The following is an 11856-nucleotide window of genomic DNA, read 5'->3' as shown; positions in this document are numbered from 1 at the left end:
CCGATCAGCACGGTGGGTTTTGGCAATAACGGGCTTGCGAAAGCCAACTTGCACGGGGCGAATGATCAAAAAGTGCTCGCTGGCGGTGATAGGGAAAGTGTCGGCGCCGGCTTCACGGATTCAGGATTAAAAGAGCTGCGCCCTGAACAGCAGCTAGGTAAAACAGCCCTTGTGCTGGCGGCTGTCTGTGTGGCGGCGTGGTTTAGCAACATCGTCAACGGCTCGCCTTTGTTAGATGCGCTGCCTGGCATGCTGATTTTGTATGTCATGGTCATCATCGGCTTAGTGGTCGGGCGGCTATGCCCTTTTTATCTGCCTAGTGTGGCGTGGGTCTCGCTGATTAGTATCATCGCGACGCTCCCCATCTTTCCGGGTAACGGCTGGATCATTGGGCAGTTGGCAGAGGTAAATTTCTTGGCGGTGGTCACCCCCGTACTGGCGTATGCCGGACTAGCGCTGACCCACCGTGAATTCTCGATGTTCAAGCAGACCGGCTGGAAGCTGGTCATTGTGGCCCTTCTCGTCTTCACCGGCACCTTTATTGGGTCGGCGGTGGTGGCTCACGTGATGCTTTAAGGAATACAACATGGCGACGTCAATACCCTTTCCTGATAGTAAAGAACTCACCGCTTGGCGACACGATTTCCACCAGCATCCGGAAACGGCCTTCGAGGAGCAGCGCACGAGTGCACGTATTGCCGCGCTGCTCGGTGAGTGGGGCTTTGAAGTGACCACTGGAATCGCTGGAACGGGCGTGGTCGCCGCGTTAGACGGCCAGCAGGGGGAAGGCAAGACCATCGGCCTGCGGGCCGATATCGACGCCCTGGACATCCGTGAAGAGACCGGGCTGGCCTACGCCTCGCAGACGCCGGGCAAGATGCACGCCTGCGGACACGATGGCCATACCACGATGTTGCTGGGGGCGGCCTGGGCGCTGAAGCAGCAGCCCGATTTCAAGGGGCGGGTGGTATTCATCTTCCAACCCGCCGAAGAGAACGAAGGCGGTGGCCGTGCCATGGTGGAGGACGGCCTGTTCGAGCGCTTTCCGATGGACGCGGTGTATGGGTTGCACAACTGGCCTGGGCTGCCCGTTGGTGTGGCAGCGGTGCACGATACCGACGTCATGGCCGCGTTTGATATTTTCAGCCTGACATTTACCGGTAAAGGCTGCCATGCAGCGATGCCGCATCTAGGCATTGATACGGTGCTGGCGAGTTGCCAACTGATCAGCCAACTGCAAGGGCTGGTGAGCCGCGAAACGCCTCCGGATAAATCGGCGGTGCTGAGCTTCACCAGCATTAATGCGGGCGACACGTTTAATGTGATTCCCGAGCAGGTGGCGCTGCGCGGCACGCTACGCTGTTTTGATATGGCGCTGAAAGAGCATTTAGAGGCACGCTTTAAACAGGCGATTGCCAGCTTAGCCGACTTCCATGGCTTAACCGTTGAACTGGATTACCAGCGCTGCTACCCCGCCACGATCAATACGCCAGAGCACGCACAGCACTGTGCCACGGTATTGGAAGGTTTGTTAGGCCAAGACAACGTGCTGCGCAACCCACCGCCCAGCATGGCTTCTGAGGATTTCTCATTTCTGCTTGCCGAACGGCCCGGCGCTTACATCTGGATGGGGAACGGCGAGGATTCCGCGTCGCTGCATAACCCCCACTACGACTTTAACGATGCGCTGTTACCGCTAGGGACGCGCTACTGGGTAGAGCTGGTAAGAGCACTGCTCGTCTAGATCGTAATCGTGACTTAATGCGTTGATTCGCTCTCTGATGCCCACTGGGTAGGGGAGCGTTTACCCAGAATATGGCATTGAAAGGAGTTTTATCATGTCTTTAGCTGCGAACCCTTTATCGATCACCGTGGTTGGGTTGGGCCAGATGGGCGGCAATATGGCGCTCACCCTTCAAGCGGCAGGCTTTGCCGTCACGGGCAGCGATGTGTTTGAAGTAGCACGGGCACGACTCGAAGGCCTTGGGCTTGCCGTGGTGGCTCCCAATGCCCTGCCCCCAAGCGATGTGTATCTGCTTTCGCTGCCTACCTCCGCCCATGTGCGTGAGGTGATTGAACACTCCCCAGGCCTACTCACGCTAGCACCGAAAGGCAGCGTGATTGTGGATACCTCTACCAGTGACCCCGCCGTGAGTCGTGAGTTAGCCGAAAAAGTGGCGGCCGCAGGGCTTCATTGGTTGGATGCCCCGGTAAGTGGAGGCCCTAAAGGCGCGGCCAGTGGCAAGTTGGGAATGCTGTTAGGCGGCGATGACACCACCATTGAGCGGGTAATGCCGATGCTGGAGGCGATGTCGGCCAAGCGCACCCATGTGGGCGGCCCAGGCAGCGGTCACGTGGTAAAACTTGCCAATAACTACCTGTGTGCGGCGCACTTAATCACCACCGCTGAAGCTGTGGCGATGGCAGCCAAAGCGGGCGTTGACCCCGCCGCCTGTTTGGCGGGCATCAATAGCGGCTCCGGGCGCAGCGCCATCAGTGAGGTGAACTTCCCCGAGTGGGTGCTGAGCGAGCGCTTCGATTCAGGCTTTACCACGGGCTTGATGCGTAAAGATCTGCGCTTGGCCCGGGATGCCGCTGAGCAGTTGGGCATTCTCTTACCGCTGTTACAAGCTGTTGTAGATGCTTGGCACGCCAACCCTGAACAGCCCACCGATAGTGACGACTTTAACCATATCACCACGCCGATTTTAGCCCGTGCCAGCCAAGCGGAGGGGAACCAATGAACTCACTCAGCCAATACGCCTGTCACCACCTTGCCGAGCTGTTAGAAGGTTTTGGTTTGTCCGCTGCTGCGCCTTTGAGTAATTGGATTAATGGTGAGTTAGTCGCAGGTGAGGGGGAAGCAATTACTCTGATTAATCCCGCCACTGGCGAGGCGCTAGTGAGCTACCGCGATGCGGGCGCTGGATTGATTGAGCGTGCCACTCAAGCGGCACAGCGGGGGCAGCGCGAGTGGATGGCGCTCACTGCCAGCGAGCGTGGGCGGCGCATGAATGCTGCCATACGTGGGCTAGAGGGGCATGAAGAAGCGCTGGCGCAGCTGGAAAGCGTTGTTGCCGGTAAGCCCATTCTTGACTGCCGAGCCGAAGTAGGCAAAGTACGGGAGATGTTTGAATACTATGCGGGCTGGTGTGATAAGCAGCACGGCGAAGTGATTCCAGTGCCTACCTCGCATCTTAACTATGTGCGCCACGTACCCTATGGCGTCGTAGGACAAATTACACCCTGGAATGCACCGATGTTTACCTGCGCCTGGCAACTGGCCCCGGCCATTGCCGCAGGGAATGGCGTGGTACTGAAGCCTTCTGAGCTGACGCCCTTCACCTCGGTAGTGATTGCCAAACAGCTTGAGAGTGGCGGCTTGTCTAAAGGGTTGATCAATATTGTTAACGGGCTGGGCAAAACGACCGGCGCGGCGCTGACTGACCACCCCGCTATCAGCAAGCTGGTATTTGTCGGTTCGCCCCAAAGTGGCCGTATGATCGCTGAGGCAGGGGCCCGCCGTTTGGTGCCAAGCGTATTAGAACTGGGCGGTAAATCCGCCAATATTGTGTTTGCCGATGCCAAGTTAGACGAAGCGGTCGCGGGTGCCCAAGCCGCCATTTTTGCCGCTGCGGGCCAAAGCTGTGTGGCAGGCTCGCGCTTATTAATTGAGCGCTCGGTGTTTGAGCAAGTCACCAGCCGCTTAGCGCGTGCTGCGGAGCAAATTGCGGTGGGGTTACCCAGCGATGAAGCGACGCGAATGGGACCGCTACAGAATCATCGCCAATTTGAGCAGGTCACTCGTATGATTGAGGCCGCCAAGGCGGCAGGCGCGAGAGTGTTAACGGGTGGCAAACGTCCTGAAGGCTTGCCTGACGAAGCCCAGGGCTACTTTATCGCGCCTACCGTGCTGGTCGATGTCACGCCGGATATGGAAATCGCCCAACAAGAGGTCTTCGGGCCGGTACTGGTCGCTATGGCCTTTGACGGGGAGGGCCAAGCCACTCAGCTCGCTAACGAGACCCGTTTTGGCTTGGCGGGTGCGGTATGGAGCCAGGACGTAGCGCGGGCGCATCGTGTCGCCGGGCAGCTGCGTGCGGGCACGGTATGGATCAATAGCTATAAGGCAATCAGCGTCATGTCGCCGTTTGGTGGTTTTGGAGATAGCGGTTTTGGCCGCTCCAGTGGCTTGGATGGCCTACGCGAATACACGGTGCCACAAAGCGTATGGGTGGAAACCGCGCCAGAGGCCAGCGTGGCGTTTGGTTACGGCAGTGGAGTGGGTTGATGTAACGCCGGGTCGCGGAAGGCCTGCATCCAGCGCTGTAGATGGCGCAGCAGCAGGATGCTGGCCTTAGGCTGTTGGCGTCCTACCCGTGTGACCATGTGGGCCTGTGAGCGTTGAAACAGAGGATGATCGACCGGCCGTGCCACCAGCGTTCCTACTTCTAAATCGTGCGCAACGGCAAAAGCAGGCAGCAGGGTAATGCCCATGCCGCTGCGTACATATTGCGCCAGAATCACCATGGAGTTGGTATTCATGGCCATACGCGGCGCGATTCGAGACTGCTGGAAGGCTTGGTCGACCATTTGACGCACGCCATGGGTTGTGTCCCACATGGCCATGGGCTGGTCGCTAAGTTGGGTCAGCGTGAGCGGCGACGTTTGGCAGGTTAATGGATGATTGGGCGGTAAAATTGCCATCAACGGTTGAGGGCTGGAGGACCAGAAACGGAGTTGGGGATGCGTCCGTTCATGGAACATCAACCCGATGTGGCTATGATCACCCACAATCGCGTCAATGATGCCCGAGGTGCCCGCCGTATGGATATCGAGCTGGATGCCCGCATAGCGTTGGGTAAATTCATGCAGAGGGGAGGCCACTAAGTCACTGACAAACCCTTCACCGACGGTGAGCGATATCTTGCCAGTTTCCATGCGCTGATAGGATTCAAGCGAGGCAATAAAGCCTTCATCAAGGGCACCGCGACGCTCGCAATATTCAAGTAGCATTTCACCTACGGGAGTAGGTGAAATGCCATCGCGTTGGCGCTCCATGAGCGTCGCCCCTAAGGCTTCTTCCAGCAGCGCAATTTGCCTGCTGACCGCCGAGGGAGCGATATCTAAGCGCGCCGCCGCGCGGCGCACAGAGCCAGATTCAAGGGTAACGCGGAAGTACACTAAGCGTTGATGAGGTATGTCCATCGATAGCTGTTATACCTCTGCGGGATTGGCTCTTCGCCGGTCATGCCATGCCACAAAGTTTTGCTACAAATACTTCAGCAGCTTTTGCAGCTTGTTCATATCGGAGGAGTCGCCGACGAGGCGGACGTCTCCTGCCACCATGCCGTCCAGAAACGCCTGCTGGGTAGGCTTCTTGAGAATACGCAGCGCCGCGTCTTGGTCGCGAAAGCGCAGCTCAAGGTCTAGATCGACGGGCAACCCCTTGCCGGTGGTGATGCCGTTAGGCGCCATCCGGTAGTAGCGGGCGGTGCTTAAGTCTTCCGTAGCGACACCCCAGTCGAGGCCGCGCATGCGTTCAAGCTGCTCACGAAAGCGCGGCTTGCGGCGCAGGGCTCGCTTGAGCATAAAGCCCAGTAGCCACAGCGTCAGCGAAAGCTTCATTAGGAAACGGCGTCCTTGAGCGCTTTGCCTGGCTTAAACGCGACGTTTTTGCTGGCCGGGATCTGCAGTGGAGCGCCGGTTTGCGGGTTTTTACCGGTACGGGCAGCGCGCTCGCGAACGGTAAACGTACCAAAACCGATCAGCGCTACATCTTCACCTTTAGCAACGCTGTTGGTGATTTCGTCCAGGATGACATTGAGGACTTGGCCAGCTTTGTCTTTGGAAAGGTCAGCACTTTCAGCGATGGCTGCAGCGAGTTCAGGTTTGCGCATAAAGGAATCTCCCTTGTGGAAAACAAACATCAATGTTGTTGGTAGCCTACCCAGCAGGCAGCGCTTCTTTAGCCTAGTCGTGAATGCGGCGAAAATCAGCCTAGCAGGCTTGGGGCAGCTCTGGAAAGCTCCACTTTCCTTCTCACGCAGCCGCCTGTCAACGCAAAACCAATCAAACGTCCGTCTTTATTTTCCGCTAACGCGGTGAAATCATTGCCGTCGCCCTCAATCCGCCAGCGCTCTGGGGGCTGAGTGGGAGGGTAGGCCACCACGGGTAGCAGTGGGGTTTTCACCACGACTGGCCAAGCGCCGAAGCTAACAGGCGTTGGGGTGCCGCCAAGGGTAGCTGCCAGGGCTTTGACGCTTGCTTGCAGCGGCTGCACATACATGGCATTCACCCCGTCAATACACGCGGCATCGCCCAACGCATAAATATGCGGCTGGTTGGTGCGTAGTTGCCGGTCAACCTGAATGCCGCTGGGGCTAACACTCAGCCCTGCCGCTTTAGCAAGCTGCGTGCGAGGTGCCAAACCGGTCGCGAATAGGATGATATCTACCGTATGGCGCTCGCCATTGTCGAGTTGCAGCGTCAAAGCGTTGTCTGCATCTTGGGATAATGTCTCTAAGGTGCGTCCAAGCGCTAAACGAATACCAGCCTCTTGAAACGCATCGGCCAGTGCGCTACCCAGCCGCTCAGGGAGTAGGCGCGGCAAAGGGGTGCTCTCTGGTGCAATCACAGTGACTTGGTGCCCACCTGCGTGTAGGTCGTTGGCGAATTCACAGCCGACTAATCCGGCGCCAATAATCGCGACGCGAGTAGGCTGGTTGAGTGCTCCGTGTAGGCGGCGGTAGTCATCCAAGTCGTTGACGGTAAAACAGCGCTCGGCCAGCTCGCTCGGTATGCGAAACGGCGTGTGAGGGGCCGCGCCGGTGGCGAGCACTAGCTCATCGTAGCCAAGCGTTGCTCCGCTGCTGAGTTGCAGCACGTGGTTATCCACATCCAGTTGCGTGACGTGGGTGTGGGTAACGATCTGTGCGTTTAATTCATCGGCGAGCGCTTCAGCGCTGCGCTGGGCGAGCTTGTCAGGGCTCAAGCGCTTGGCGAAGCCTGTCGACAGCAGCGGTTTGCTGTAATCATCACCGCTGTCAGCGCTGACCAGCGTGATTATGCGCGTATCCCCTTGGCGTCGCAGCGCGCGAGCCAGGCCAACGCCTGCCATGCCGGTGCCCACAATCACCAGCGCGGCGTGGTGGTGAGGTGTTCTGGAAGATGTCGTGTGTGAGTCGGGCATACCGTCACCAAACGTCGGTGGAACAAAAGCCTGTAAAGCCACCATGTTACACTAGCCCGCTCTGAATTGACCGCCTTGGAGGCTTAGGTGACCGCCCCTGTGTTATCCACACCTGCGTTTTCGCTCTTCCCTCAGTGGCTGCCCGTGGCAGCCGCTCAGCCAGCCATGAGTGCGCCTTGGTGGCAGTGGGTAGCGTCCACGGATTCCTTAACCGCGCGCCTCATAGCAGCAGGCGAGCCGGGAGCGTTTCGGGTGCGCTTGCTGCGCCAAACCATTGGCCTTCCCCAGCGCGATGAAGCCTTGGCCCTAGGCATCGCGCCACGCCGCTACGCGTGGCTGCGCGAGGTGGCGCTGTGTGTTGATGAAACGCCGTGGGTGGTAGCGCGTTCGGTGGCCCCGCTTCACCAGCTACAGGGAAAAGGGTTAGGGAAGTTGGGCGAACGCTCGTTAGGCAGTTGGCTATTTCAGCAGCCCGATTTGGTTCGTGGGCCGCTGGAAGCCACGGCGACGCCGCCACGTTTTACCCACCAGCAGCCGGGGCTATCGGCCAATAGCTTATGGGGGCGGCGCTCTGTCTTTGAACATGGTGGGCTTTCGTTACTGGTTCAGGAGTATTTTTTATCTACCATGGCGGATGCGCTGGGCCTTCCGTCGCGCTAGGCTAACGCAGCAGCTTTTTTGACGAGGTAAGCATGAGCATGGACCGTTCTCTGTTGCGCCCGACCGGGTGGGCCCGTTTGGCAGATTTCTTACAGTTAATGCGCTTGGACCGACCCATAGGCACTTGGCTGCTGATGTGGCCAACGCTGTGGGCGCTGTGGGTCGCGTCAGAGGGCGTGCCAGGCCGCGATGTACTGCTGATTTTTATTGCCGGGGTATATGTGATGCGCGCCGCAGGCTGCGTGGTGAACGACTACGCCGACCGCCACTTCGATGGCCATGTAAAGCGTACCAAGCAGCGGCCACTGGCCACCGGTCGGATCAGCGAAACCGAAGCGCAGCTGCTATTTGTGGCGCTGGTGGCTGCCGCCTTTATTTTAGTGCTGCTGACCAACTGGTTTACCGTGCTGCTCTCGCTTGGGGGTGTGCTGCTGGCATTTATTTATCCGTTTATGAAACGCTACACACACTTTCCTCAGGTGGTGCTCGGGGCGGCTTTCTCCTGGGCGATCCCAATGGCGTTTGGCGCGGTACTGGGGCATGTGCCGCTGGAAGGCTGGCTGCTATTTAGCGCTAACCTGCTGTGGACGGTGGCTTACGATACCCAATACGCCATGGTGGATCGTGACGATGATCTGAAAATCGGCATTAAATCCACCGCGGTGCTGTTTGGCAGCGCCGACCGTTTCATCATTGGCCTGCTGCAGCTTGCTACGCTGGCGTTGCTTACCTGGGTGGGGTTGCGGGTTGGGTTAGGCGGTTTTTTCTGGCTGGGCTTGGTAGGCATGGCAGCGACGTTTGCTCATCAGCAGCGGTTAATTTTTCACTGTGACCGCGACCGCTGCTTCCAGGCGTTTCTGAATAACCACTGGTCAGGGCTCTTGGTATTTGCCGGAATTGTTCTGAGCTGGTGGCCTGCAGCTGGCTAATTATGCTGGGTGTCATAGAATTGTCATTAAGTCATGGTGTCATCGTCACAGACATGTCATTGAACTGTTTTGTATAAACGAGTTTTCATAGAACACCGTGAGGCCCTGGATGACCGCCAAGACCGTACTGATTGTCGATGACGAGGCACCCATTCGCGAGATGATCGCTGTGGCGCTGGAAATGGCTGACTATCGCGTGCTTGAAGCGGACAACGCCCAGGATGCCCATGCGATGGTCGTTGACCACCAGCCCGACCTGCTGCTGCTGGACTGGATGATGCCGGGCACCAGCGGCATCGAGCTGGCCCGTCGTCTCAAGCGCGAAGAGGCCACCGCTGAGCTGCCAATTATTATGCTGACCGCCAAAGGCGAAGAGGATAATAAAATTCAGGGCCTGGAGGCGGGGGCGGATGACTACATCACCAAGCCGTTTTCCCCCCGCGAGTTGGTGGCTCGTCTTAAAGCCGTGCTGCGCCGGGCGACCCCGCGCGGTGTGGAAGACCCCATCGAAATCAATGGATTGCTGCTGGACCCTGTGAGCCATCGCGTCAGCGCCCATGGCAAAGCGCTGGAGATGGGCCCTACCGAGTACCGCTTACTGCAATTCTTTATGACTCACCAAGAGCGCGCCTATACCCGTAGCCAGCTGCTTGATCAGGTGTGGGGCGGTAATGTGTATGTAGAAGAGCGCACGGTGGATGTGCATATTCGCCGGTTGCGCAAAGCGCTAGGTGAAGCGCATCAGAATCTGATTCAAACAGTGCGGGGCACTGGGTATCGTTTCTCTGCTCGGGTGTAATCGTGCGTTTGTGGAGCCGTGAACTGTGGCGAATTATCTGGCTGGCTTTCCTAGGGATGTGCCTGGGATGGCTGCTAGGTTACCCCGGTTTCGGGTTAGCTGCGGGTCTAACGCTCTGTTTGGTGTATCAACTCCGCCAGCTTAGGGCGCTGTTCAAGTGGCTAACGCTCAACCCGCACGATGAGCCTCCTGCGGCAACTGGCATGTGGGGCGAGCTATTCGATCGCCTTTACCGTTACCAAAAAAGCCAACGCATTACCCAAAGCCGGTTGCGAGCAACCCTCGCGCGTATTCAAGAATCCTCGGAAGCGATGCGTGATAGCGTCGTGATGCTGGATCGCCACGGTGATTTAGAGTGGTGGAACAGTGCCGCCACCGACATGCTAGGCCTACAAACCGCCCATGACCGCGGTCAGCACATTACTAACCTGCTGCGCGACCCGCGTTTCATCAGCTACTTTAATGCCCGTGAGTACAGCGAGCCGCTCACGCTCACCTCGCCCATTGATGAGCGTCGCATTCTGCAGTATCAAATCACGCTCTATGGTGATGACGAGCGCTTGGTTATGGCGCGGGATATTACCCGCTTGCATCGCCTAGAGCAGATGCGCCGCGACTTCGTCGCTAACGTTTCCCATGAGCTGCGCACCCCACTCACCGTTCTTTCCGGCTATCTGGAAACCTATGGCGATCTTAAAGAGATGCTGCCACCGCGCCTGAGTAAAGGCATTGGTCAGATGGAAGAGCAGACCAAGCGTATGCAGAGCTTGGTGAATGATCTACTGCTTTTGTCACGCCTGGAGATTGACCGAGGCGGCGAAGATCATCAGCCGCTTGAGGTTGGGTCGATGCTTGAGAGCATTCGCCGGGATGCGCTGGCGCTCTCGAACCAGCAGCATAGCGTTCAGGTGGCGTTGGAGTGCGAGGCGCGCCTGGTGGGCAGCGAGCAAGAACTACGCAGCGCCATCTCAAACCTAGCATTCAACGCAGTGCGCTATACGCCGGAGGGAAGTCAAATCACGCTCCGCTGGGTGGCTCTGTCCAATGGCAGTGCCTGCATTGAAGTGGACGACGACGGTGAAGGGATCGATCCGGTGCATATTCCGCGTCTCACCGAACGCTTCTACCGCGTTGATAAGGGCCGCAGTACCGCCACTGGCGGTACTGGTCTTGGCCTTGCCATTGTTAAACACGTTCTACTGCGCCATGATGCACAGCTTCAAGTGGAGTCGTTACCCGGTGAGGGGGCGTTGTTCCGCTGTGTTTTCCCACCCTCCCGTGTCGTTAACAGCTAACACGGTGTCATACCACTCTCCGTCTTGGCTTGCATAACTTATGTATAAGTGTGCCATACTGGCATGCAATCATGGTCAAACACCGCGCATGTGTCATATGTAGCCAACTAATCATCTACTTAAGCCAGTGCTAGAGGGTTAATCGGCATAGTGGTTGTTTTTATAAGTGTCTGTATATAAATAGATTTTATTTCTATTGAGAGTTTTTGGCATATAGGCTGCTACATACTTGTCAAGGAAGATTACTGCAGGAACTGGTAAGACAAGATGTCACTCTTCCTTAAATAGCGGTATTTCACAGCGATCGAGGAGGCGGAATATGATGTCCAAGGAACTACTCAAGAAAGCTGGTATTTTAGGTGTAGCGTTTGGTCTGGTAGCAAGCCCACTGACATTTGCTCAAGAGCCTGCAGATCCGGCAGACAACATTTCTCCAGATGAGCAGCCGGTCGAAGCTCAGTCTAATGACTCAGCTATGCCGTCTGATCATGACAAGACAGATTTAACCCATGACGAGGGTGATAACGCCAGCGACATGGAACCAAACTCCATGAGTGATGACTCGGATGCTACCTATGACAGCACCGAAGAACTCCCAGAAGAAAATAGTGGTATGTAACGAGTAATATTTCTTTGCAAAGCTGTAAAAAACTCTTACGCTTAAGGAGTGAGCAACTAGAGAGGCAAGGATGTCTCATCGCAAGGATTCTCAATGATTCAAGGAGTGAATCAAAAGCGATCAATACACTGGTCAGGGTAAATTCCAAGGTTGGAGCCCCGCAAAAGGATTGGAAGCCAGATGTAAGTATCGTGTAAAAGTAAGAGTTCTCAAGACCCCGCCCTGCGGGGTCTAATTTTTTATGGTGCGCCAGGCATGGCGCGCAGCGCCAATTAGGCGCTATCCGGTCCGCCGTGGTGGTTGGCCGGATGACTTGGGGGTGAAAGTCCCCTACGGACCCTGATAGCGGGAACCGTTAGCTG

13 protein-coding genes are annotated in these 11856 nt (G+C 57.0%); 9 read left to right on the top strand and 4 right to left on the bottom strand.

Going from position 1 to position 11856, the window contains the following annotated elements; all coding sequences use genetic code 11:
* From L1249_RS16685 to L1249_RS16670, 4 genes are all read left to right on the top strand, one after another.
* Nucleotides 1-576: hypothetical protein (locus L1249_RS16685; protein ID WP_235253765.1), on the top strand; the 576-nt coding region annotated here is incomplete at its 5' end.
* 10 nt (nucleotides 577-586) lie between these two features.
* Nucleotides 587-1744, top strand: a complete 1158-nt coding sequence (locus tag L1249_RS16680) for a M20 aminoacylase family protein (protein ID WP_089675573.1) — start codon at nucleotides 587-589, stop codon at nucleotides 1742-1744.
* 94 nt (nucleotides 1745-1838) lie between these two features.
* Nucleotides 1839-2744 carry an NAD(P)-dependent oxidoreductase gene (locus L1249_RS16675; protein WP_089675574.1) on the top strand — a complete coding sequence of 302 codons (906 nt, stop codon included), beginning with the start codon at nucleotides 1839-1841 and terminating at the stop codon, nucleotides 2742-2744.
* The gene (locus tag L1249_RS16670) at nucleotides 2741-4291 is read left to right on the top strand and encodes an aldehyde dehydrogenase family protein (RefSeq protein WP_089675575.1); all 1551 of its coding nucleotides are present in this window, start codon (nucleotides 2741-2743) and stop codon (nucleotides 4289-4291) included. The genes L1249_RS16675 and L1249_RS16670 overlap by 4 nt, the downstream gene beginning before the upstream one ends.
* Here L1249_RS16670 and L1249_RS16665 read toward each other — a convergent pair.
* From L1249_RS16665 to L1249_RS16650, 4 genes are all read right to left on the bottom strand, one after another.
* The gene (locus tag L1249_RS16665; protein WP_089675576.1) at nucleotides 4270-5208 is read right to left on the bottom strand and encodes a LysR family transcriptional regulator; all 939 of its coding nucleotides are present in this window, start codon (nucleotides 5206-5208) and stop codon (nucleotides 4270-4272) included. The genes L1249_RS16670 and L1249_RS16665 overlap by 22 nt on opposite strands.
* Before the next feature lie 63 nt (nucleotides 5209-5271).
* The gene (locus L1249_RS16660; RefSeq protein WP_044629301.1) at nucleotides 5272-5628 is read right to left on the bottom strand and encodes a hypothetical protein; all 357 of its coding nucleotides are present in this window, start codon (nucleotides 5626-5628) and stop codon (nucleotides 5272-5274) included.
* Nucleotides 5628-5900 (bottom strand): HU family DNA-binding protein, encoded by a 273-nt coding sequence (locus tag L1249_RS16655; RefSeq protein ID WP_018918476.1) that lies wholly within the window; start codon nucleotides 5898-5900, stop codon nucleotides 5628-5630. The genes L1249_RS16660 and L1249_RS16655 overlap by 1 nt, the downstream gene beginning before the upstream one ends.
* A gap of 95 nt (nucleotides 5901-5995) precedes the next feature.
* Nucleotides 5996-7192, bottom strand: coding sequence for an NAD(P)/FAD-dependent oxidoreductase (locus L1249_RS16650; protein WP_228168739.1), 1197 nt, complete (start codon nucleotides 7190-7192; stop codon nucleotides 5996-5998).
* Between the two features lie 87 nt (nucleotides 7193-7279).
* Here L1249_RS16650 and L1249_RS16645 point away from each other — a divergent pair, with 87 nt between their 5' ends.
* From L1249_RS16645 to L1249_RS16625, 5 genes are all read left to right on the top strand, one after another.
* On the top strand, nucleotides 7280-7852 hold the full coding sequence (locus L1249_RS16645; protein WP_228168740.1) for a chorismate--pyruvate lyase family protein: 573 nt from the start codon (nucleotides 7280-7282) through the stop codon (nucleotides 7850-7852).
* A gap of 38 nt (nucleotides 7853-7890) precedes the next feature.
* Nucleotides 7891-8781 (top strand): 4-hydroxybenzoate octaprenyltransferase, encoded by an 891-nt coding sequence (ubiA, locus tag L1249_RS16640; RefSeq protein ID WP_062374510.1) that lies wholly within the window; start codon nucleotides 7891-7893, stop codon nucleotides 8779-8781.
* Nucleotides 8782-8890: 109 nt separating this feature from the next.
* Nucleotides 8891-9580: a phosphate regulon transcriptional regulator PhoB gene (gene phoB / locus L1249_RS16635; protein ID WP_054640735.1), complete on the top strand. Its 690-nt coding sequence runs from the start codon at nucleotides 8891-8893 to the stop codon at nucleotides 9578-9580.
* 2 nt (nucleotides 9581-9582) lie between these two features.
* A complete protein-coding gene (gene phoR / locus L1249_RS16630) occupies nucleotides 9583-10875 on the top strand; it encodes a phosphate regulon sensor histidine kinase PhoR (protein WP_054640736.1) in 1293 nt (430 codons plus the stop codon).
* A 319-nt stretch (nucleotides 10876-11194) separates the two neighbouring features.
* Nucleotides 11195-11494, top strand: coding sequence for a hypothetical protein (locus tag L1249_RS16625; protein ID WP_044629305.1), 300 nt, complete (start codon nucleotides 11195-11197; stop codon nucleotides 11492-11494).
* The last annotated feature ends 362 nt before the right edge of the window (nucleotides 11495-11856 follow it).

Source organism: Halomonas sp. Cn5-12, from assembly GCF_021532545.1.
GTDB lineage: Bacteria > Pseudomonadota > Gammaproteobacteria > Pseudomonadales > Halomonadaceae > Vreelandella > Vreelandella aquamarina.
Note: the sequence above shows the minus strand (reverse complement) of the source record. Positions and strands in the feature narration are given on the sequence as shown.

What these genes read in the sequence shown, in the direction of transcription:
- L1249_RS16675 (WP_089675574.1), top strand. Translation starts at nt 1,839, where the DNA reads ATGTCTTTAGCTGCGAACCCTTTATCGATCACCGTGGTTGGGTTGGGC.
- L1249_RS16650 (WP_228168739.1), bottom strand. Translation starts at nt 7,192, where the DNA reads ATGCCCGACTCACACACGACATCTTCCAGAACACCTCACCACCACGCC.
- L1249_RS16665 (WP_089675576.1), bottom strand. Translation starts at nt 5,208, where the DNA reads ATGGACATACCTCATCAACGCTTAGTGTACTTCCGCGTTACCCTTGAA.
- L1249_RS16655 (WP_018918476.1), bottom strand. Translation starts at nt 5,900, where the DNA reads ATGCGCAAACCTGAACTCGCTGCAGCCATCGCTGAAAGTGCTGACCTT.
- L1249_RS16625 (WP_044629305.1), top strand. Translation starts at nt 11,195, where the DNA reads ATGATGTCCAAGGAACTACTCAAGAAAGCTGGTATTTTAGGTGTAGCG.
- L1249_RS16660 (WP_044629301.1), bottom strand. Translation starts at nt 5,628, where the DNA reads ATGAAGCTTTCGCTGACGCTGTGGCTACTGGGCTTTATGCTCAAGCGA.
- phoB (WP_054640735.1), top strand. Translation starts at nt 8,891, where the DNA reads ATGACCGCCAAGACCGTACTGATTGTCGATGACGAGGCACCCATTCGC.
- ubiA (WP_062374510.1), top strand. Translation starts at nt 7,891, where the DNA reads ATGGACCGTTCTCTGTTGCGCCCGACCGGGTGGGCCCGTTTGGCAGAT.
- L1249_RS16680 (WP_089675573.1), top strand. Translation starts at nt 587, where the DNA reads ATGGCGACGTCAATACCCTTTCCTGATAGTAAAGAACTCACCGCTTGG.
- L1249_RS16670 (WP_089675575.1), top strand. Translation starts at nt 2,741, where the DNA reads ATGAACTCACTCAGCCAATACGCCTGTCACCACCTTGCCGAGCTGTTA.